19 protein-coding genes are annotated in these 17417 nt (G+C 71.4%); 12 read left to right on the plus strand and 7 right to left on the minus strand.

Annotated elements, in window-relative coordinates; all coding sequences use genetic code 11:
* Positions 1-7 precede the first annotated feature (7 nt).
* Together ACH34S_RS09865 and ACH34S_RS09870 are read right to left on the minus strand one after the other, a co-directional pair.
* Complete coding sequence (locus ACH34S_RS09865) at positions 8-1708, minus strand: FAD-dependent oxidoreductase (protein ID WP_395952181.1); 1701 nt, start codon at positions 1706-1708, stop codon at positions 8-10.
* Positions 1709-1935: 227 nt separating this feature from the next.
* Complete coding sequence (locus ACH34S_RS09870) at positions 1936-2820, minus strand: hypothetical protein (protein WP_395952182.1); 885 nt, start codon at positions 2818-2820, stop codon at positions 1936-1938.
* Positions 2821-2949: 129 nt separating this feature from the next.
* On the opposite strand from ACH34S_RS09870, the gene ACH34S_RS09875 reads away from it, so the two are divergent.
* On the plus strand, positions 2950-3546 hold the full coding sequence (locus ACH34S_RS09875) for a TetR/AcrR family transcriptional regulator (protein ID WP_395952183.1): 597 nt from the start codon (positions 2950-2952) through the stop codon (positions 3544-3546).
* On the opposite strand, the gene ACH34S_RS09880 is transcribed toward ACH34S_RS09875, so the two are convergent.
* Positions 3543-4589, minus strand: coding sequence for an ArsR/SmtB family transcription factor (locus tag ACH34S_RS09880; protein WP_395952184.1), 1047 nt, complete (start codon positions 4587-4589; stop codon positions 3543-3545). The two genes, ACH34S_RS09875 and ACH34S_RS09880, sit on opposite strands and share 4 nt — an antisense overlap.
* 55 nt (positions 4590-4644) lie before the next feature.
* On the opposite strand from ACH34S_RS09880, the gene speB reads away from it, so the two are divergent.
* Both speB and ACH34S_RS09890 read left to right on the plus strand, forming a co-directional pair.
* Complete coding sequence (speB, locus tag ACH34S_RS09885) at positions 4645-5664, plus strand: agmatinase (protein WP_395952185.1); 1020 nt, start codon at positions 4645-4647, stop codon at positions 5662-5664.
* Positions 5665-5717: 53 nt separating this feature from the next.
* Complete coding sequence (locus ACH34S_RS09890; protein ID WP_395952186.1) at positions 5718-6581, plus strand: PhzF family phenazine biosynthesis protein; 864 nt, start codon at positions 5718-5720, stop codon at positions 6579-6581.
* A 14-nt stretch (positions 6582-6595) separates the two neighbouring features.
* Here ACH34S_RS09890 and ACH34S_RS09895 read toward each other — a convergent pair whose 3' ends face one another.
* Positions 6596-8329, minus strand: coding sequence for a pyruvate dehydrogenase (locus tag ACH34S_RS09895; protein ID WP_395952187.1), 1734 nt, complete (start codon positions 8327-8329; stop codon positions 6596-6598).
* Positions 8330-8456: 127 nt separating this feature from the next.
* Here ACH34S_RS09895 and ACH34S_RS09900 point away from each other — a divergent pair, with 127 nt between their 5' ends.
* The 5 genes from ACH34S_RS09900 to ACH34S_RS09920 all read left to right on the plus strand — a co-directional run bounded on the left by ACH34S_RS09900 (position 8457) and on the right by ACH34S_RS09920 (position 13019).
* Entirely contained in the window at positions 8457-9014 is a 558-nt protein-coding gene (locus ACH34S_RS09900) for a MarR family winged helix-turn-helix transcriptional regulator (protein ID WP_395952188.1), read from the plus strand.
* Between the two features lie 130 nt (positions 9015-9144).
* Entirely contained in the window at positions 9145-10353 is a 1209-nt protein-coding gene (locus tag ACH34S_RS09905; protein WP_395952189.1) for a homogentisate 1,2-dioxygenase, read from the plus strand.
* Entirely contained in the window at positions 10350-11240 is an 891-nt protein-coding gene (locus ACH34S_RS09910) for a hypothetical protein (RefSeq protein ID WP_395952190.1), read from the plus strand. Before ACH34S_RS09905 ends, ACH34S_RS09910 begins: the two co-directional genes overlap by 4 nt.
* On the plus strand, positions 11237-12406 hold the full coding sequence (gene fahA / locus ACH34S_RS09915; protein WP_395952191.1) for a fumarylacetoacetase: 1170 nt from the start codon (positions 11237-11239) through the stop codon (positions 12404-12406). The genes ACH34S_RS09910 and fahA overlap by 4 nt, the downstream gene beginning before the upstream one ends.
* A 70-nt stretch (positions 12407-12476) precedes the next feature.
* Complete coding sequence (locus ACH34S_RS09920; RefSeq protein WP_395952192.1) at positions 12477-13019, plus strand: GNAT family N-acetyltransferase; 543 nt, start codon at positions 12477-12479, stop codon at positions 13017-13019.
* 15 nt (positions 13020-13034) lie between these two features.
* Here ACH34S_RS09920 and ACH34S_RS09925 read toward each other — a convergent pair whose 3' ends face one another.
* Positions 13035-13544 carry a DinB family protein gene (locus tag ACH34S_RS09925; protein ID WP_395952193.1) on the minus strand — a complete coding sequence of 170 codons (510 nt, stop codon included), beginning with the start codon at positions 13542-13544 and terminating at the stop codon, positions 13035-13037.
* Positions 13545-13664: 120 nt separating this feature from the next.
* On the opposite strand from ACH34S_RS09925, the gene ACH34S_RS09930 reads away from it, so the two are divergent.
* A complete protein-coding gene (locus tag ACH34S_RS09930) occupies positions 13665-14171 on the plus strand; it encodes an ArsR/SmtB family transcription factor (RefSeq protein WP_395952194.1) in 507 nt (168 codons plus the stop codon).
* Positions 14172-14192: 21 nt separating this feature from the next.
* The gene (locus ACH34S_RS09935) at positions 14193-15038 is read left to right on the plus strand and encodes a M23 family metallopeptidase (RefSeq protein ID WP_395952195.1); all 846 of its coding nucleotides are present in this window, start codon (positions 14193-14195) and stop codon (positions 15036-15038) included.
* Here ACH34S_RS09935 and ACH34S_RS09940 read toward each other — a convergent pair.
* Positions 15035-15610, minus strand: a complete 576-nt coding sequence (locus tag ACH34S_RS09940; RefSeq protein ID WP_395952196.1) for a TIGR03086 family metal-binding protein — start codon at positions 15608-15610, stop codon at positions 15035-15037. The genes ACH34S_RS09935 and ACH34S_RS09940 overlap by 4 nt on opposite strands.
* Before the next feature lie 65 nt (positions 15611-15675).
* Between ACH34S_RS09940 and ACH34S_RS09945 the strand changes: the two genes are divergently transcribed.
* Both ACH34S_RS09945 and ACH34S_RS09950 read left to right on the plus strand, forming a co-directional pair.
* Positions 15676-16467 (plus strand): DUF6597 domain-containing transcriptional factor, encoded by a 792-nt coding sequence (locus tag ACH34S_RS09945; RefSeq protein ID WP_395952197.1) that lies wholly within the window; start codon positions 15676-15678, stop codon positions 16465-16467.
* Between the two features lie 30 nt (positions 16468-16497).
* Complete coding sequence (locus ACH34S_RS09950) at positions 16498-16713, plus strand: hypothetical protein (RefSeq protein WP_395952198.1); 216 nt, start codon at positions 16498-16500, stop codon at positions 16711-16713.
* Here the strand turns inward: ACH34S_RS09950 and ACH34S_RS09955 are convergent.
* A complete protein-coding gene (locus ACH34S_RS09955; RefSeq protein WP_395952199.1) occupies positions 16673-17380 on the minus strand; it encodes a class I SAM-dependent methyltransferase in 708 nt (235 codons plus the stop codon). The two genes, ACH34S_RS09950 and ACH34S_RS09955, sit on opposite strands and share 41 nt — an antisense overlap.
* Positions 17381-17417: the final 37 nt, after the last annotated feature.

Genomic DNA, 17417 nt, shown 5'->3' on the forward strand with positions numbered 1-17417 from the left:
GCGGGCGTTAGCGGAGGGCGGCGGGGGCCGTTTTCGGGACAGCGGGGTGGTCTGGCAGGACGCGGTCTACGCGCTGGTAGGCCGACCCCGGCTCGGGGCGCGTGTCCTTCTCGCCCCGGTTCGGCCAGAACGCCATCGCGCGTTCGGCCATGGCCGTGATCGTGAGGGACGGGTTGACGCCCAGGTTCGCCGTCACCGCCGACCCGTCCACGATGTGCAGGCCCGGGTACCCGTGGACGCGGTGATACGGGTCGATCACCCCCGTTTCCGGGGTCTCCCCGATGACACAGCCACCGAGGAAATGTGCGGTCGTCGGAATGTTGAACAAGTCGAACCAGGTACCGCCGGGGGTTGCGTCGAGTTCCTCGGCGAGCATCCGGACCGCGTCGTGCGCGACGGGGATCCAGGTCGGGTTGGGGTCGCCGTCGCCCTGCCTGGCGACGAGTTTCCGGCGCCCCAGCCGCCCGCGCTTCTCGCCGAGGGTGATGGAGTTGTCGGCGGTCTGCATCACGAGGGCGATGACAGTGCGCTTCGCCCAGTCCTTGAGGGACAGGCCGCGCAGGATGATCGTCGGATGCCGGGCGGCCTGCCCGAGGAACTTGAGCCAGCGAGGCGGTCCGCCGCCGTCGACCAGCAGGGTGCGGATGACGCCCATCGCGTTGTTTCCGGCGCCGTACCGGGTCGGCTCGATGTGGGTCCGCTCGTCGGGGTGGAAGGACGAGGTGATGGCGAGTCCGGTGCTGTGGTCGACGTCCTTCTTGCGGTGCCACACGGTCATGCGCTCGACGCCGAGCAGCGCCTCGGAGTTGGTGCGGGTGAGTTCGCCGAGGCGGGACGACAGGTGCGGGAGCCGTCCGGCGGCGCGCATGCGGTGCAGGAGGCGCTGCGTCCCGTACGTCCCGGCGGCGAGGACGACGTGCTCGGCCGTCAACGTCTTCCGGCGTTTCCGGAGCGGCCGGGTCTGTTCGGTGCCGACCTCGTACCCGCCGCCGTCGCGGGGCGTGACCGCGATGACGGTCGTGTCGGGCACGACCTGAACACCGGCCCGCTCGGCCAGGTACAGGTAGTTCTTGGTGAGCATGTTCTTCGCGCCGACCTTGCAGCCGATCATGCAGGAGCCGCAGCCGGTGCACGTCGTGCGGCGCGGTCCGGCGCCGCCGAAGTAGGGGTCGTCGGCGTCCTCGCCGCCTCGTTCGCCGAAGAACACCCCGACCGGGGTGGCGTGGTAGGTGTCGCCGACGCCCATCCGGTCGGCGACCCGCTTCATCGCCTCGTCGGCGGGCGTGACCAGCGGGTTGACCGTGACGCCGAGCATCCGGCGGGCCTGGTCGTAGTAGGGCTTCAGCTCGTCCTGCCAATCGGTGATGTGGCCCCACTGGCGGTCGGTGAAGAACGGGCGCGGCGGCTCGTACAGCGTGTTCGCGTACACCAGCGAGCCGCCGCCGACGCCCGCGCCCGCCAGCACCAGCACGCCCGCCTTGCCCCCGATCAGGTGGACGCGCTGGATGCCGCGCATCCCGAGGCGCGGCGCCCACACGTATTTCCGGAGCCGCCAGGACGTCTTCGGAAGCGACTCCTCGTCGAAGCGGCGTCCGGCCTCCAGCACGGCGACCCGGTACCCCTTCTCGGCCAGCCGCAGCGCCGTGACGCTGCCGCCGAACCCCGAACCCACCACGATCACGTCGAAGTCGTAGGCGTCACCGGACACCGCACACCACCCTCGTCGCGGAGATCACAAAGCCTCCGAGTGTGGACCTCCGCTCCGTCGCCCGCCATGCACGCGGAGCAACGATTCGAGAACGCGTTTATCACTCAAGTGACAAATTCGAGGGCACGATCCATCGCCGCCGGGAGAACCGCATCATGCCGCTTCGGGTTCCGGCGCGGTGGCGCGCCGCCGGGCCGTCCCCGCCGGCAGGCGTAATGGACCGCGGGCTAGCGCGGCGGGGCCGCAATCCTGCCGATGCCGAGCGTGTTCTGGGCGGGCATCAGGCCGGTCTCCAGGACCTTGACCAGGATCGGCATCGTGAGTTCCGCAAGGCGTCCGGCCTTGCCGGCGCCGAGCGTCCGCCACGGCTCGTAGGCCAGGTCGTCGGTGGTCCGTTCGACGGAATCGCGCAGCTCACGGCCCCGGCCGGTGGCGGTGCCGTCCGCGTTGACGAGCCCGCGGGACGCGAGACGGTCGTGGGCGGCGGACCATTCGGCGTCCGTCCAGCCCCGGCTCGCGAACACCGTCGCGGGCGCGGCGCCGACCGCGGCGAACGAGACGAGCGCCTCGACCGGGTCGAGACCGGCGGTGAGCAGCGCGGCCACATGCCCGTCGCCGCGCTGCTCGCGCAGGATGCCGATGGCGTGCCAGAGGACGAGGTGCGGCTCGTCCGGCCAGGGCAGGCCGGCGTTGGCGGCGGCGAGCGGTCGTCCCGCGGTGCTCGCGGCCTCGGCGGCGGCACGGGCCAGGCCGGCGGCCTCCGCGAGCTCGGGGGCGTGGACGCCGGCGTCGCCGAGCAGCGCACGGTACATCCGGTCGACGGCGCGGGTGCGCGCCTCCAGGACGCGGTCGGGCGACGCGACCGTCCAGGCCGCGGGGATGTGCTCGGCGACCATCCGCGGGCTGAAGCTGTAGAAGGCGGACGAGACCGCCTCGGGCCCGGCCGCGCCGAGGGGTGCGGCACGCCAGGCGAAGTAGCTCGGCCAGCGGTCATCGACCTTGTAGCCGAGCGCCGCGGCTTCGGCGAACACCTCGGGCGAGTACCAGAACAGGGCGTGCACGGCTTCGAGCTGGTGCCACATCTGCCGCGCCAGGCCGGGATCGTCCGTCATCGGTCGTCTCCTTGTCTCCATCACTAATCTAGTCATTGTCAAGATTAGCCGATGGGTACGCTCGGCCGCCGGACGGGGTGGACGTTCCCCGCCGGGCGGCGTTCGTCGCTTGGGTACGCTGGTCCGACCATGGCGACGACCGGCGGGCTGCGCGAGCGCAAGAAGGAGTCGACGCGCCGCGCGCTGCACGACGCCGCGATGCGCCTGGCCGCCGAGCACGGCCTGGACGAGGTCACCGTCGAGGCCATCGCCGACGCCGCGGGCGTCTCCCGCCGCACCTTCTCCAACTACTTCGGCGGCAAGGAAGAGGCGCTCCTCTACGGCGCCGAACGGCGGATGCGCGCCCTGCTGGAAGCGTTCGAGGCGCGTCCGCGCGGCGAACCGTCCTGGACCGCCCTCCGCGCCGCGCTCGACGAGCAGGCCGACGGCGACGGCGTGACGGCGTGCGCCCCGGTGTGCGCCGAGCAGGCCCGGCTCGCGCGCGAGAACCCGGCCGTCCTGGCCCGGCTCCTCGCCCACTACGCCGGGTTCGAGCGCGACTTCGCCGACCTGATCGCCGCCCGCGAGGGGCTGCCGCCCGGCGGTGTCCGTCCCCGCGTCCTGGCCGGGGCCTTCATGACGGCGCTCCGCATCGCCACGCTGGCCGAGATCGACGAGCGCCCCGCCCGTCCCCTGGCGGACGCGACCGACGAGACCCTCGCCGAAATGGCCCGCCCCTTCCATTAGCCGGGAGCCGCTCGGCGGGCTTTTTCCTTGTCCGAGCCCGCCTCCCCACCCGGAAGACGCGCCCCCTTGTGAGCGGTGAGCTGGTCGCCGAGCGGGCTGCGCCGGTACAGGACGCGACGTCCCTGGCGGGCACGGCTGACCAGGCCGGCCCCGTGCAGCACACGCAGGTGCTGGGACACCGCACTCGGCGTCACCCTCAGCCGGTGGGCGAGTTCGACCGTCGCCAGCGGTTCGTCCAAGAGGCGGAGCAGTCTGGCCTTGGGTTCGCCGACCAGCGCCCCAAGCGCGGTCACGTCGGGCGCCGGCGCGGGGGCCCACAGCGTCGCCACCGCACGGCAGGGGTAGGCGAGCAGCGGCGGCTCGTCCGCGCTCACCGGAGGCGCGGGCCGGTGGGCGAACACCGACGGGATCAGCAGCAGTCCCCGCCCGGACGACACGACGCGATGCTCGCCGATCGTCCTGTCGATCGTGAGGACGCCGTCCCGCCAGCGCAGGTCGGGGTGCATGTCGGAGAAGAGCAGCCGCGCGCCGCCCATGGCCAGCCGCCGCGCGCGGTAGGTCATGTCCGCCTCCAGCACCAGCCGCATCTGCGGCCAGACCGGTTCGACGGCCACCCTCCAGTACCGGAGCAGTGCGTCGCAGATCGCGTCACCGAGCCGGGCCACGGACGCGTCGTCCCCGCTGACCGCCGCACGCAGCGCCTCGGGCACCGGGCCCGGCGCATGGACACCGGCGAGATCCCGGCGCACCACATCGGGACGGCTGCGGCGGACGACGTCCAGCTCGTCCTCGAAGGCGGGAGCGAACGCGGCCGGCGGCGGCGTCAGGAAGTCGGGCAGGGCGAGGCGCCGTCCGATCAGCGACATCAGCAGCGCGGAGTCGACGTCCCCGAGCCGGGTGAGGGCCGACCTGCGCCACAGCAGATGCAACGCGTGCAACCCGGGGTCGCGCAGCACCCGCAGGCTGAGCACGGCCTCTTGCAAGGGCGAGACGGCGAACCGGGCGTCGGCGAGGTCCTCGACGTCGAGCACAAAGCTGACCATTAAGCCGCACGCTACCTTCATTGGCACCGGACCACCGCCGCCATGAAATGTCGGCATGACGCACGAATCCTCCGGCGACCGCCCGGCCCGTCCCGTCCTGGCGCCCAGCATGCAGGCCCAGCTCGACTCCTCCTCCTACATGGGGGTGCCGACGTTCGGGCTCCGCCCGCACCTGACCGAGCCGGAGCAGCTCGACGAGTGGCGTCCCGACGTCGCCGTGATCGGCGCGCCGTGGGACGACAACACCACCAACCGTCCCGGCGCCCGCTTCGGCCCCCGGGCGCTGCGCGCGAACGCCTACGACGCGGGCAGCTACCACCTCGACCTGCAAGTCGAGATCTTCGACCACCTGACGGTGGTCGACTACGGCGACGCGCTGGTCTCGCCCGGCATGTGGGAGGCGTCCCGCGAGGCGATCCACCGGCGGGTGCTGGACGTCGCCGGCCGCGGCATCATCCCCGTGGCGATCGGCGGCGACCACTCGGTGACCTGGCCGAGCGGGACGGCGATCGCCGCCGCCCACCCGGGCCGGATCGGGATGGTCCATTTCGACGCGCATGCCGACACCGCGGACATCCTCCGCGGCAACCTCGCCAGCCACGGGACGCCGATGCGGCGGCTGATCGAGTCGGGTGCGATCGCGGGGCGGGACTTCGTCCAGGTGGGGCTGCGCGGCTACTGGCCCCCGGCCGACGTGCAGGAGTGGATGCGCGAGCAGGGCATGCGGCATCACACCATGCAGGAGATCTGGGAGCGCGGGATCAAGGCCGTGATGGACGACGCCGTCACCGAGGCGTGCGACGGCACCGACGGGATCTACCTGTCCATCGACATCGACGTCCTCGATCCGGGCTTCGCGCCCGGCACCGGCACGCCCGAACCCGGCGGGCTGAGCCCGGCCGACCTCCTCCGCGCCGTCCGCCAGGTCGCGCTGCACACCAACATCGTGGCGATGGACGTCACAGAGGTCTGCCCGCCCTACGACCACGCGGATCTGACGGTGAACAACGCCCATCGCCTGATCTGGGAAGTACTCGCCGCCCTAGCCCACAAGAAGAGCGTCGAAACGCCGTGACCACGCTGCACCCCGCGGGTATCGCGCCGGCGGTGCCTGGTGTTCTATGACGCATGACCGATCTGAGCAGTGACGTCCTGCACTACACCGCCTTCGCGACCGACCCCGGGGGCGGCAACCCGGCCGGGGTCGTCCTCGACGCGTCCAAGCTGGACGACGCGGCCATGCTGGCGGTCGCGGCGGACCTCGGCTATTCGGAGAGCGCCTTCCTCACCGCGCCGCCGGACGGCCTCGGCGAGCCGGGCAGGGCGTTCACGCTGCGCTATTTCAGTCCCAAGGCCGAGGTGCCGTTCTGCGGGCACGCCACCGTCGCCACCGCGGTGGCCCTGGCGGAACGGCTAGGACCGGGCGCGTTCACGTTCGCCACCAGGAGCGGCACGGTTCCCGTCGAGGTCGCCGAGGTCGGCGGCGTCCTCAACGCGACCCTCACCAGCGTGGAGCCGTACCTGGAGGAGGCGGCCGACGTCGCCGAGGCCCTGGACGCCCTGCGCTGGGACGACAACGACCTCGATCCCGGCCTCCCGCCCCGCTTCGCCTACGCGGGAGCCCGCCACCTGGTCCTGGCCGCCGCCACCCGCGAACGCCTCGCCGACCTGGACTACGACTTCGACCGCCTGCTCGCCTACATGACCGCGCACGACCTGACCACCGTCCAGCTGGTGTGGCGGGCGTCGTGGTACGTCTTCCACGCCCGCGACCCGTTCCCGGTCGGCGGTGTGGTCGAGGATCCGGCCACCGGCGCCGCCGCGGCCGCGTTCGGCGCGTACCTGCGCGAACTCGGCGAGATCGCCTCCGCCGCGACGCTCACGCTTCACCAGGGCGAGGACATGGGCCGTCCCGGGCTCCTCACGGTCGAACTCCGCGACGGCGATCCCCGCGTCCGCGTCTCAGGCGCCGCCGTCCGTATCCCGACCTGAAAATCGCCGCCCGGTCACGGTCTTGGGATGTTGCGGAGGTTGCTCCGGGCCAGGTCCAGCATTTTGCCGACGCCGCCGGTGAGAACGGTCTTCCCGGCGGCGAGGGCGAAGCCCTTCACCTGCTGCGGGGTGATGTGCGGCGGAATGGAGAGGGCGTTCGCGTCGGTGACGACGTCCAGGAGGTAGGGGCCGGGGGCGGCCAGGGCGCGTTCCATGACGGTGCGGACGTCGGCAGGGCGTTCCACGCGGGCCGATTCGATGCCGATCGCTTCGGCGATCGCCGCGTAGTCGACGGCTTCGTGGTCGGTTTCGTAGGACGGGAGGCCGTCCACCATCATCTCCAGCTTCACCATGCCCAGCGACGCGTTGTTGAACACGATGATCTTCACGGGAACGCGGTGCAGTTTCACCGTGAGGAGTTCGCCGAGCAGCATTCCGAGACCGCCGTCGCCGGACACGGAGATGACCTGGCGGCCGGGCGCGCCGTACTGGGCGCCGATGGCGTGCGGGAGCGCGTTCGCCATGGACCCGTGGACGAACGAGCCCATCACGCGACGCTGTCCATTGGGGGTTATGTAGCGGGCCACCCAGACGTTGCACATGCCGGTGTCGACGGTGAATATCGCGTCGTCGGCGGCGAGGTCGTCCAGGACGCTCGCGACGTATTCGGGGTGGATCGGGATGTGTTTCTCGATGTCGCGCGTGTAGGCGGAGACGACGTTCTCCAGGGCGCGGGCGTGGCGGTGCAGCATCTCGTCCAGGTACGACTGGTCGCGCTTCTGCTCAACCTTCTCCAGGACGAGCCGGAGCGTTTCCCCGATGTCGCCGTGAACCGCCAGGTCGAGAGGAGTGCGGCGGCCCGGCTTGGACGCGTCGTCATCGATCTGAATGGTGTTCTTGCCCGGCAGGAACGGATCGTACGGAAAGTCGGTGCCGAGCAGCAGGACGAGATCCGCCTCCTGCATGGCCTCGTAGCAGGCGCCGTAGCCGAGCAGCCCGCTCATTCCCACGTCGAACGGGTTGTCGAACTGGATCCATTCCTTGCCGCGCAGCGCGTGCCCCACGGGCGAGAGTAGTTTGTGGGCGAGCTCCATCACCTCGGAATGGGCGTCCCTGACGCCGTAGCCGCAGAACAGCATGACCTTGCGCGCCCGGTTGAGCGCGCCCGCGAGCTGCGCCACCTGGTCGGACGGCGGCACGACGATCCCCTTCCGGAAAAGGAAGTCGTGCTCGCCGGTCGCGTTCGCGGCGTCCTGGCTGGCGATGTCGCCCGGCAGGGTCAGCACGGCGACGCCGCCGAGCCCGACCGCGTGCTGGATCGCCGTCCGGAGGATGCGCGGCATCTGGGCGGGCGTGCTGATCGACTCGCAGTAGTGGCTGCAGTCGACGAAGGTCCGTTCGGGATGGGTCTCCTGGAAGTAGCCGCTGCCGACCTGGATGCTCGGGATCTGCGAGGCCAGCGCCAGGACGGGCGCGCCCGAGCGGTGCGCGTCGTACAGGCCCTGGATGAGGTGGGTGTTGCCGGGGCCGCAGCTCCCGGCGCACACGGCGAGGCGTCCGGTCGTCTGGGACTCGGCCGCCGCGGCGAACGCGCCCGCCTCCTCGTTGCGGACATGCACCCATTCGATGCCGTCCGTGCGGCGGACGGCGTCCACGACCGGGTTGAGGCTGTCGCCCACCACCCCGTAGATCCGCCGGACGCCGGCCTGCCGCAACACCTCGATGAACTGGTCGGCGACCGTCGCCATCGTCCCTCCCCGAGCACGCTTCCCCTGGAGATGCCCGATGATCTCCGGCTGACACCCGGCGCCCCTCCGCGCCACCCGGCGCCGACCGGCTGACACCCGCGCCGCGATCGAGTTAAATAGTCAAACCATGAATCACATTGGGAAGGATCCGGCCGCGAACGGCACCGGCGAGCAGCTCGACTTCTGGTCGTTCGTCGACCTCGCCGGGCACCGGCTCGCGGACGAGTTCGGCTTCCCGCACCGGCTCGCGACCCGGCTGCTGCTGACGCTGAACCGGGCGTCGGCGATCGTCACCTACGACCTGGAGTCCACCGTCCACCGGCCGCGCGGGCATTCGTGGGCGGCGTTCCGGCTCCTGTTCGTCACCTGGCTGGCGGGCCCGCTGGAGCCCGGACGCGCCGCGACGCTCGCCGGGATGAGCAGGGCCGCCGTCTCGAACCTGGCCAAGACGCTCGTCGCGGACGGGATGCTCGCCCGCACGCCCGGTGAGCGCGACGGCCGGTCGGTGATCATGTCGCTGACCGAGGACGGGCGCCGCGCCATGCTGGAGATCTTCGCCGTGCAGAACGAGCGCGAGCGGCAGTGGGCGGACGTGCTCACCGAGACCGAGCAGCAGATGCTGATCATGCTGCTGGACAAGCTGATCGCGGGCCGCGAGCAGTTCGACGCCCGCGAACGCAGCTGATGACGAGCCGGCGACCAAGCCGGCGACCAAGCCGGCGACTTCCCCGACGTTAGGCCCTTCCCTCCTCCGGAGAAGAGTCGTAGTGTCGGCACAAACTAGTTAACACATTAACCATCGGAGGCGAGGGAGCATGGCCCACTACCGCCGGGTCGGCCACGTGCCGCCGAAACGCCACACCCAGCACCGTCACATCGAGCACGGGGACGGCGAAGAGCGGCTCTACTTCGAGGAACTGATGGGCGAGGAGGGGTTCTCGTCGGACTCCTCCCTCCTGTACCACCGGGAGATCCCGTCCGCGATCGTCGACTCACAGGTCTGGGAGACCCCCGACGGGACGACGACGCCCAACCATCCGCTCAAGCCGCGCCATCTCAAGCTGCACGAGCTGTTCCCGAAGGAGACGTGGGCCGAGACCGACGTCGTCACCGGGCGGCGCCTGATCCTCGGCAACAGCGACGTGAGGCTGTCGTACGTCGTGTCCGCCGCCGACTCCCCGCTGTACCGCAACTCGACCGGCGACGAGATCGTCTACATCGAGTCCGGCACCGCCACCGTCGAGACGATCTTCGGGACGCTGGCGGCGAAGCAGGGCGACTACGTCATCATCCCGACGTCCACCACGCACCGCTGGCTGCCGACCGGCGACCAGCCGCTCCGCGCGTACGCCATCGAGGCCAGGGGCCACATCGCGCCGCCGAAGCGCTACCTGTCGCGCTTCGGGCAGTTCCTGGAGAACGCCCCCTACTGCGAGCGCGACCTGCACGGCCCGGCCGAGCCGCTCCAGTCGGACGCGACCGACGTCGAAGTCCTCGTCAAGCACCGCAGCTCGCGCGGCATCACCGGCACCCGCATGACCTACGCCCGGCACCCGTTCGACGTCGTCGGCTGGGACGGCTGCCTGTACCCGTTCACGTTCAGCGTCCACGACTTCGAGCCGATCACGGGACGCGTGCACCAGCCGCCGCCCGTCCACCAGGTGTTCGAGGGCCACAACTTCGTGGTGTGCAACTTCGTCCCGCGCAAGGTCGACTATCACCCGCTGTCGATTCCGGTGCCCTACTACCACTCCAACGTGGACTCCGACGAGATCATGTTCTACTGCGGCGGCGACTACGGAGCGCGCAAGGGCTCCGGCATCGGGCCGGGGTCGATCTCCGTCCATCCCGGTGGGCTCGCGCACGGCCCGCAGCCCGGCGCGTACGAGCGCAGCATCGGCGTCGAGTTCTTCGACGAGCTGGCCGTCATGGTCGACACCTTCCACCCGCTGGAACTCGGCGAGGGCGGCCTGGCCTGCGAGGACGAGGCGTACGCCTGGACCTGGGCGAGGCGGGGGCAGTGAGCCCCTCGTCCGGCTTCGCCGGTTTCCCGATCTTCCCCGCCTTCGCCGCCGGGCTCTTCGACGACGCGGCCGTGTTCCCGCCGGGGCTCGCGCCGCTGGACGTCGCCGTCCCGGCCCACCGCGCCCACCGCTCGGCCCGCTACGCGGAACTCGTCGGCCCGCTCATCCTCCCGGCCAGCGCACTCGACGCGCTGGACGAACTCATCGGCGACGCGAGCAGCACCGGCGGCGCCCCGCCGCTCGACCTGGCGATCACGGCGCCGGACGGCCCGTGCGAGGCCGCGAAGGCGCTGGCCAAGGCGGCGGAACTGCCCGTCGACCTGCGCGGGCTGGAGGTCGCCGTGCCGGCCGGGATGGAGGCGGACGAGTTCTTCCGCCTGCTCGGCACCGTCGACGTGCCCGTGTACGTCGAGGTCCCGCGCGACGCGCGCCGCCCGTCGATCATCGACGCCGTCGCCGAGCTCGGGCACCGCGCGAAGTTCCGTACCGGCGGCGTGAAGCCGCACCTCTACCCGAGCCCGGACGAGCTGGCCACCGCGATCAAGTCGGTCGTGGACGCCGGAGTCCCGTTCAAGGCGACCGCCGGCCTGCACCATCCGGTCCGCAACACCGACCCGGAGACCGGCTTCCACCAGCACGGATTCCTCAACCTGCTGCTAGCGACCGACGCCGCCGCCGAAGGCCGCCCGGTGGCCGAACTGTCCGCCATCCTGGCCGACCGGGACGCGCCGTCGATCGCGTCCCGCGTGGACGCCCTGGACATGGACCGGACGGACGCCGCCCGCGCCCGCTTCCTCTCGTTCGGAACGTGCAGCATCACCGACCCACTGAACGAACTCACGGACCTGGGCCTGCTCGCGCCCGTCCTTCTGGAGACCACCCGATGACCCGTATCCCGATACCGGAAGACTCCCTCTTCGGGCTCGCCAACCTCCCCTACGGCGTGTTCTCCGCCCCTGGTCTGGCCACCCCGCGCGTGGGCGTCCGCGTGGCCGATCACGTCGTCGACCTCACGCTCGTCGACGCGGTCTTCGACGCGCCATCCCTCAACCCGTTCATGGCGCAGGGCCATGCGCGCTGGGTGGAGGTCCGCGAGCGGATCCGCGCCCTCGTCGCGGGCGACATCGACGACAACGCCGTCCATCCCATCGGCACCGTGACGCTGCACATGCCGTTCGAGGTCGCCGACTACGTCGACTTCTACGCGTCCGAGCACCACGCGTCCAACCTCGGGCGGCTGTTCCGGCCCGGCTCCGAGCCGCTCATGCCGAACTGGAAGCATCTCCCGGTCGGCTACCACGGCCGCGCCGGGACGGTCGTGCCGTCCGGGACGGACATCGTCCGGCCCAGCGGCCAGCGCAAGGCCCCCGCCGACACCGCGCCCACCTACGGGGCGAGCCGCCGCCTGGACATCGAGGCAGAGGTCGGCTTCGTCGTCGGCACGGGCTCCCCCATCGGCGCCCAAATAACCGCGGACGATTTCGACCAGCACGTCTTCGGCGTCGTCCTCGTCAACGACTGGTCGGCACGCGACATCCAGGCCTGGGAGTACGTGCCGCTAGGCCCGTTCCTCGGGAAGAGTTTCGCGACGTCCATCTCGCCTTGGGTCGTCCCCCTCCTCGCCTTGGAATCGGCCCGCGTCGCCACACCGCCCCAAGACCCGGAGCCTCTCCCGTACCTGCGGGAGAAGAACCCCTGGGGGCTGGACCTCGATCTGACCGTCTCCTGGAACGGGCAGGTCGTGTCCCGGCCGCCCTACCGGCAGATGTACTGGTCGCCTGCGCAGATGCTCGCGCACCTGACGGTGAACGGCGCGTCGTCCCGTACCGGCGACCTGTTCGCGTCCGGCACGGTCTCCGGCCCGGACAAGGACCAGCGCGGCGCGTTCATCGAGCTCACCTGGGGCGGCAAGGAACCGGTCGAGGTCAACGGCGAACCCCGCACGTTCCTGGAGGACGGGGACGAGGTCGCCATCACCGCCACCGCCCCGGGCCCGTCCGGCACCCGGCTCGGCTTCGGCGAGGTGACCGGCCGGATCCTCCCGGCCCGCTGACATGCCCCCCGCGCACGAACGCGCAACCAGGATCCAGAGCGCGACACATCGGGCATTAGAGTCGGGCTTTGTGACGCCCGCGAGCCCGAGCCCCACCTTCCGCACCGCGACCCCGGCCGATGTCCCCGGCCTCGTCGCCCTCATCGAGTCCGCCTACCGCGGCGACGCCAGCCGCGCCGGCTGGACGACCGAGGCGGACCTGCTCGGCGGCCAGCGCACGGACGCCGACATGGTCCTGGCGGTGGTGACCGACGCCTCCGGCCGGATGCTCGTCGCCGAGACCGGCGACGGCGTCCTGGCCGCCTGCTGCCAGCTGGAGAACCGCGACGGCCACGCCTATTTCGGCACGTTCGCGGTGCGCCCGGACATGCAGGGCGGCGGCCTCGGCAAGCAGGTCCTCGCCGAGGCCGAACGGCTGGCCCGCGACGAGTGGGGCGCGGCGGAGATGCGCATGACGGTGATCAGCGCCCGCGCGGAGCTGATCGCCTGGTACGTCCGCCGCGGCTACGTCCGGACGGGCGAGCTGTCACCGTTCCCGTACGGCGACGAGCGCTTCGGCCTCCCCAAACGCGACGACCTGCAGTTCGAGATCCTCACCAAGAAACTCCGCTGACGACTCAACGCCCCGCTATGCGCCGGTCGCGCCGTCGGCGAGTTCGCGGACGACGTCGAGCTGCCCCACGTGACGGGCGTACTCCTGCAGAACGTGGAACAGGATCCAGATCAGGGCCGGGTGGTGTTCGGGCGGGGTGAAGCCGCCGCCGGTGCGGGCCACGTCCTGGAGGTCGGCCGCGGCGACGATCTCGCGGGTGCGGGCGCACTCGTCCAGGAAGAGGGCCCTGATCTCCTCCGCCGACTCGTCGGGACGGACGTGGAAGGCGCCCGTGTCCGGATCCCGGTCGCCGCCGGTGTCGTCCAGCCGCTCGGCGGCGAAGCCCCAGCGGAACCAGCGGCGTTCCACGTACGCCAGGTGTTTGAGCAGCCCGAGCGGTGACCAGCCGGACGGGAGCCTGCTGGCACGCAGGTCCTCCTCCGGCATGCCGTCCAGCTTCCGCAGCAGGGCGTCGCGGTAGAAGTCGAGGTAGCCGAGCAGTAGTTCGCGGGTGCCGGTCAACGTGTCCGGCGGCTCTTCGCTCATGCCCGGACGCTAACCCGCGCCAGACCACCCCCACGACCGGTTTTCAACACCCTCCGACGGCCTTCCGACGCCCTCCCGAGCCCCTTTGACGAAATTACGTAGTTACGTAGTATTGCCATCATGGAGGAGCAGGGGCTGCCGGAACGGGTCACGCGGCTGGAGGAGCGCGTGGCCGGGCTGGAACGCACGCGTCCCCACGACGCCGAATCCCCACGGCGGGACGACGACACGTTCTGGGCCCTGGACACGCTGAAGGACCGCGTCGACGACCCCGGCGCGGTGCTGTTCACCGGCTCGGTGACCCTGCCGGGCGGCGAGCACTACGAGTGGCAGCAGGGCCATCCGGTGGACGACCTCCTGGCGGACGACTGGTCGCAGTCGGCCGAGAGGCTGGCGGCGCTGGCGCACCCCGTCCGGCTCCTGCTGCTCCGGGAGATCCTGCACGGTGCCCGCACGACCGCCGAGCTGGCCTCGCTGGAGCGGCTCGGCACGACCGGGCAGCTCTACCACCATCTGCGTCAGCTGGTCGCCGCCGGCTGGCTCCGTACCACCGCGCGGGGGCGCTACAGCGTCCCCGGCGAGCGGGTAGTGCCGATACTCACGATGCTCGCGGCGAGCCGCCGCTGAGCGCTCCCATCGGAGGCGGAAATGCACAGGACTTTGGCTCGGTTCAGGACGCTCTTCGTCCTGCTGGGAATGGGCTTGGCGCTGACCGCGCCGCTGCACGGCGTGGGCGCGGTGACGGTGGCGGGGTTCGTCCTGATCGCCGCCGGGGTCGTACTGATCTTCGTGCCCGGTGCCGCCTCGGGGCGGGAGCCCGTCGTCCTGCGGTGCCCGGTGGAGGGGCGGTGGGTGCCGGTGAACAGTCCCGCCGACAAGGTTCCCAGCCACGGGACGCACGAGCTGGGCCAGGCGTACGCGATCGACCTCGTCCACGTGCCCGATCCGGACCGGGAATGGCGACCGCTGCGGAAGGGGCTGCTCGCGCCCCGGCCGGAGACGTTCCCCGCGTTCGGACGTGCCGTCACCGCCCCCGCCGACGGCGTCGTCGTCCAGGCGGGCGACCGGCAGCGCGACCACTGGGGCCGCAACACCCCGCTGGCGTTCGCATACCTGCTGGTGGAGGGGCTCGTGTTCCGGCCGGTGCTGTCCCTGCTGACGCTGTCGGCGGGACGGTTCGTCATCGGCAACTCCGTCGTGCTCGATCTCGGCGACGGGGTGTACGCGCTGTTCGCGCACCTGCGGCACGGGTCGCTGCGGGTCAGGAAGGGCGACCGGGTGCGGGCCGGGGACGTGCTCGCCGAGGTCGGAAACTCGGGAAATACGTCCGAGCCGCATCTGCACTTCCACCTCATGGACCGTCCGCGCCCGCTGGCCGCCGCCGGGCTGCCGTTCGCGTTCCGCTACGAGAGCGACGGCGAGACCCACACCGGCGTGCCGGGCGGGCGCAGGCCGTTCGTCCCCGCCACCGGCGAACCCGCCTCGGCCTCCTAGCCGGGCCTGCGCCAGCCCGGGTCCCGGCCGGAGGCGGCCAGCGCGCTCTCGAACGGCGACGCGCCTTCACCCGGCGACGGCACGGCGGCACCGAACCCGTCGTACTGGCGATACATCTCCGCGTACTGCTCGACGACCTGGAGGATGAACCGGCCGGTCTCCGGCGAGACGCGATAGTCCTGGCCGGTGGCCTTCGCGACGTCCCAGCCGTGCAGGGCCATCTCCAGGATCATCATCGCGGCGATGTCGGGGGCGGGCGTGCCGTTGATGTCGCCGTCCCATACGGCCGGGTCGGCCCAGGCGGCGACCGCGCGGTCGAGCTGCGCCGCGTACTCGTCCGGCCAGGCGGTGCCGGCGGTGAAGTCGCGCCCGGTCAGCTCGTCCGGGAGTTCCTTGCGCAGCGCGCGGTGCTCCAGCCCGTGGGAGGTGTAGAGGACCAGATGGTTGACCAGCGCCCGGAGGTCGAACTCCGCGCACGGGGTCGGGTCCGTCCACCGGTCGTGCGGGACGGCCCGCGCCACGCGAGCGGCCTCGGCGGCGCATTCCTTCATGTGAGAGTGCTGTTCGTGCATGGCCCTCACGCTACGGACGCCCGCCGGGCCGCCTCTTGGACAAACGCGCCAAGTACGCTGGTCAGGTGGCGGACTTCGGACGCGGAGTGCTGTATCCCCACGAGCACGCGAGCATCGCGAAACTGGACCGGCGAGCCCCTTCCACCGCCCTGGCGCGCTTCGTGGAGTTCTACTGGCACGTCCGGTGGCGGACGGACGAACCGTACGAGACGAAGGTGCTCTCGCACCCGAACGTCCACCTCGTCTTCGAGGAGCCCGCCCCGCTGGTGTACGGGGTGGACCGGAGCCTCTTCGTCCGCCGTCTCGAAGGCCGGGGCCAGGTCCTCGGCGTGAAGTTCCGGCCCGGCTGTTTCCGCCCGTTCGCGGGCGGGCCCGTCATCGACCTCGCCGACCGCCGGGTCCCCGCCGCGACCGTCTTCCCCTCCCGGGTGGACGAGGTCGGCCACGCCGTCCTCCGGCACACCGGCCTGGACTCGATGGTGCGCCTGGCCGAGGAATTCCTGCTGGACGGCGACGTCCTCCCGGCGCCGGATCCCGTGGCCGAGGAGGTGGCGGCCATGGTCGAGACGATCACCGCCGACCCGGCCCTGTTCCGCGTCGACCAGGCCGCCGAGGCGTTGCACGTGTCCGCCCGCACGCTCCAGCGGCTCTTCGCCGAATACGTGGGCGCGAGCCCCAAATGGGTGCTGCGCCGGGCGCGGCTGCACGAGGCCGCGTCGCGTGCGGACGAGGGCGTCCGCGTCGACTGGGCGGCGCTGGCCGACGACCTCGGCTATTTCGACCAGTCGCACCTCACCCGCGACTTCACGGCCACGGTCGGCGTCTCCCCGGCCAGATACGCCGGTCTAAGCTCGTGACGCGGAAAAGGCGATCGTGGAGGTGGGGCCGTGAAGTTCGTCCTGGAAGTCGACATGACCGAAGGCGCCGTAGCCGATGACGCCGTCCGCGAGCTGCAGCGAATCCTGCGTTACTGGGGCGGGAACCTGCACCACTACGAGCTGAAGCCGGGCGACGAGTCGGTCATCTACGACTCCGCTTACAGCGAGGTCGGCGCGTGGCGCATCATCTCGGAGGACGCGGCGGCGGCCCCGGAGCCGGAATGAGGCGGAAGGCTATGAAGGCCGGGTGGTCCTCCAGTTTCGCGTGGTCCTCGGGATAGCGGTCGGCCATTTCGGGGACGGGACGCGGCTCCAGCAGTTCCTCGATGAGAAATCCGGCTTCACGGAACTCGGCGCAGATCGCGGTCAGCGGGCGGCGCCAGGCCCGGATCGGCCAGTCCCGCTCCGGGCTCAACGATTCCTCGACGGGTTCCTCGGTGAAATAGGAGCCGCCCAGGCGCGCCCATGCCGTGGTCGGATGCTCGGTCGACAGGACCAGCGCACCGGACGGCGCCAGTATCCGGCGGAACTCGCGAAGCAGCGCCACCCGGTCGTCGATGTAGTGCAGCGCCAGGGCGAACACGACCAGGTCGGCGGAGCCGTCCCGGACCCAGGTCAGCGGTTCGGACAGGTCGTGGACGCGCAGGTCGGCGCGGCCTCCGCAGCGGGCGCGGGCGAGGTCGACCAGGGTGGGGCTCACGTCGCAGCCGGTGACGCGGGCGCCGCGGTCCAGCAGTGCGCGGGCGTACAGGCCGGGGCCGCAGGCCGCGTCGAACACGGCGCGGCCGGCGACGTCGCCGGCGAGGCCGAGCACGGCGGGACGGTCGTAAAGGGCGTTGTAGGCGCTGTCCTCGGCATGGGCGGCGTATTCGTGGGCGAAACGCTCGTACATGCATCCGATCTTCCCAGAAGGGGTCAATCGGTTTTGT

It is taken from the genome of Actinomadura sp. 3N508 (assembly GCF_044326375.1).
Lineage (GTDB): Bacteria > Actinomycetota > Actinomycetes > Streptosporangiales > Streptosporangiaceae > Spirillospora.

Coding starts and splice junctions, on each gene's coding strand:
- ACH34S_RS09870 (WP_395952182.1), bottom strand. CDS start 2,820: ATGACGGACGATCCCGGCCTGGCGCGGCAGATGTGGCACCAGCTCGAA.
- ACH34S_RS09875 (WP_395952183.1), top strand. CDS start 2,950: ATGGCGACGACCGGCGGGCTGCGCGAGCGCAAGAAGGAGTCGACGCGC.
- ACH34S_RS09880 (WP_395952184.1), bottom strand. CDS start 4,589: ATGGTCAGCTTTGTGCTCGACGTCGAGGACCTCGCCGACGCCCGGTTC.
- speB (WP_395952185.1), top strand. CDS start 4,645: ATGACGCACGAATCCTCCGGCGACCGCCCGGCCCGTCCCGTCCTGGCG.
- ACH34S_RS09890 (WP_395952186.1), top strand. CDS start 5,718: ATGACCGATCTGAGCAGTGACGTCCTGCACTACACCGCCTTCGCGACC.
- ACH34S_RS09895 (WP_395952187.1), bottom strand. CDS start 8,329: ATGGCGACGGTCGCCGACCAGTTCATCGAGGTGTTGCGGCAGGCCGGC.
- ACH34S_RS09900 (WP_395952188.1), top strand. CDS start 8,457: ATGAATCACATTGGGAAGGATCCGGCCGCGAACGGCACCGGCGAGCAG.
- ACH34S_RS09905 (WP_395952189.1), top strand. CDS start 9,145: ATGGCCCACTACCGCCGGGTCGGCCACGTGCCGCCGAAACGCCACACC.
- fahA (WP_395952191.1), top strand. CDS start 11,237: ATGACCCGTATCCCGATACCGGAAGACTCCCTCTTCGGGCTCGCCAAC.
- ACH34S_RS09925 (WP_395952193.1), bottom strand. CDS start 13,544: ATGAGCGAAGAGCCGCCGGACACGTTGACCGGCACCCGCGAACTACTG.
- ACH34S_RS09930 (WP_395952194.1), top strand. CDS start 13,665: ATGGAGGAGCAGGGGCTGCCGGAACGGGTCACGCGGCTGGAGGAGCGC.
- ACH34S_RS09935 (WP_395952195.1), top strand. CDS start 14,193: ATGCACAGGACTTTGGCTCGGTTCAGGACGCTCTTCGTCCTGCTGGGA.
- ACH34S_RS09940 (WP_395952196.1), bottom strand. CDS start 15,610: ATGCACGAACAGCACTCTCACATGAAGGAATGCGCCGCCGAGGCCGCT.
- ACH34S_RS09955 (WP_395952199.1), bottom strand. CDS start 17,380: ATGTACGAGCGTTTCGCCCACGAATACGCCGCCCATGCCGAGGACAGC.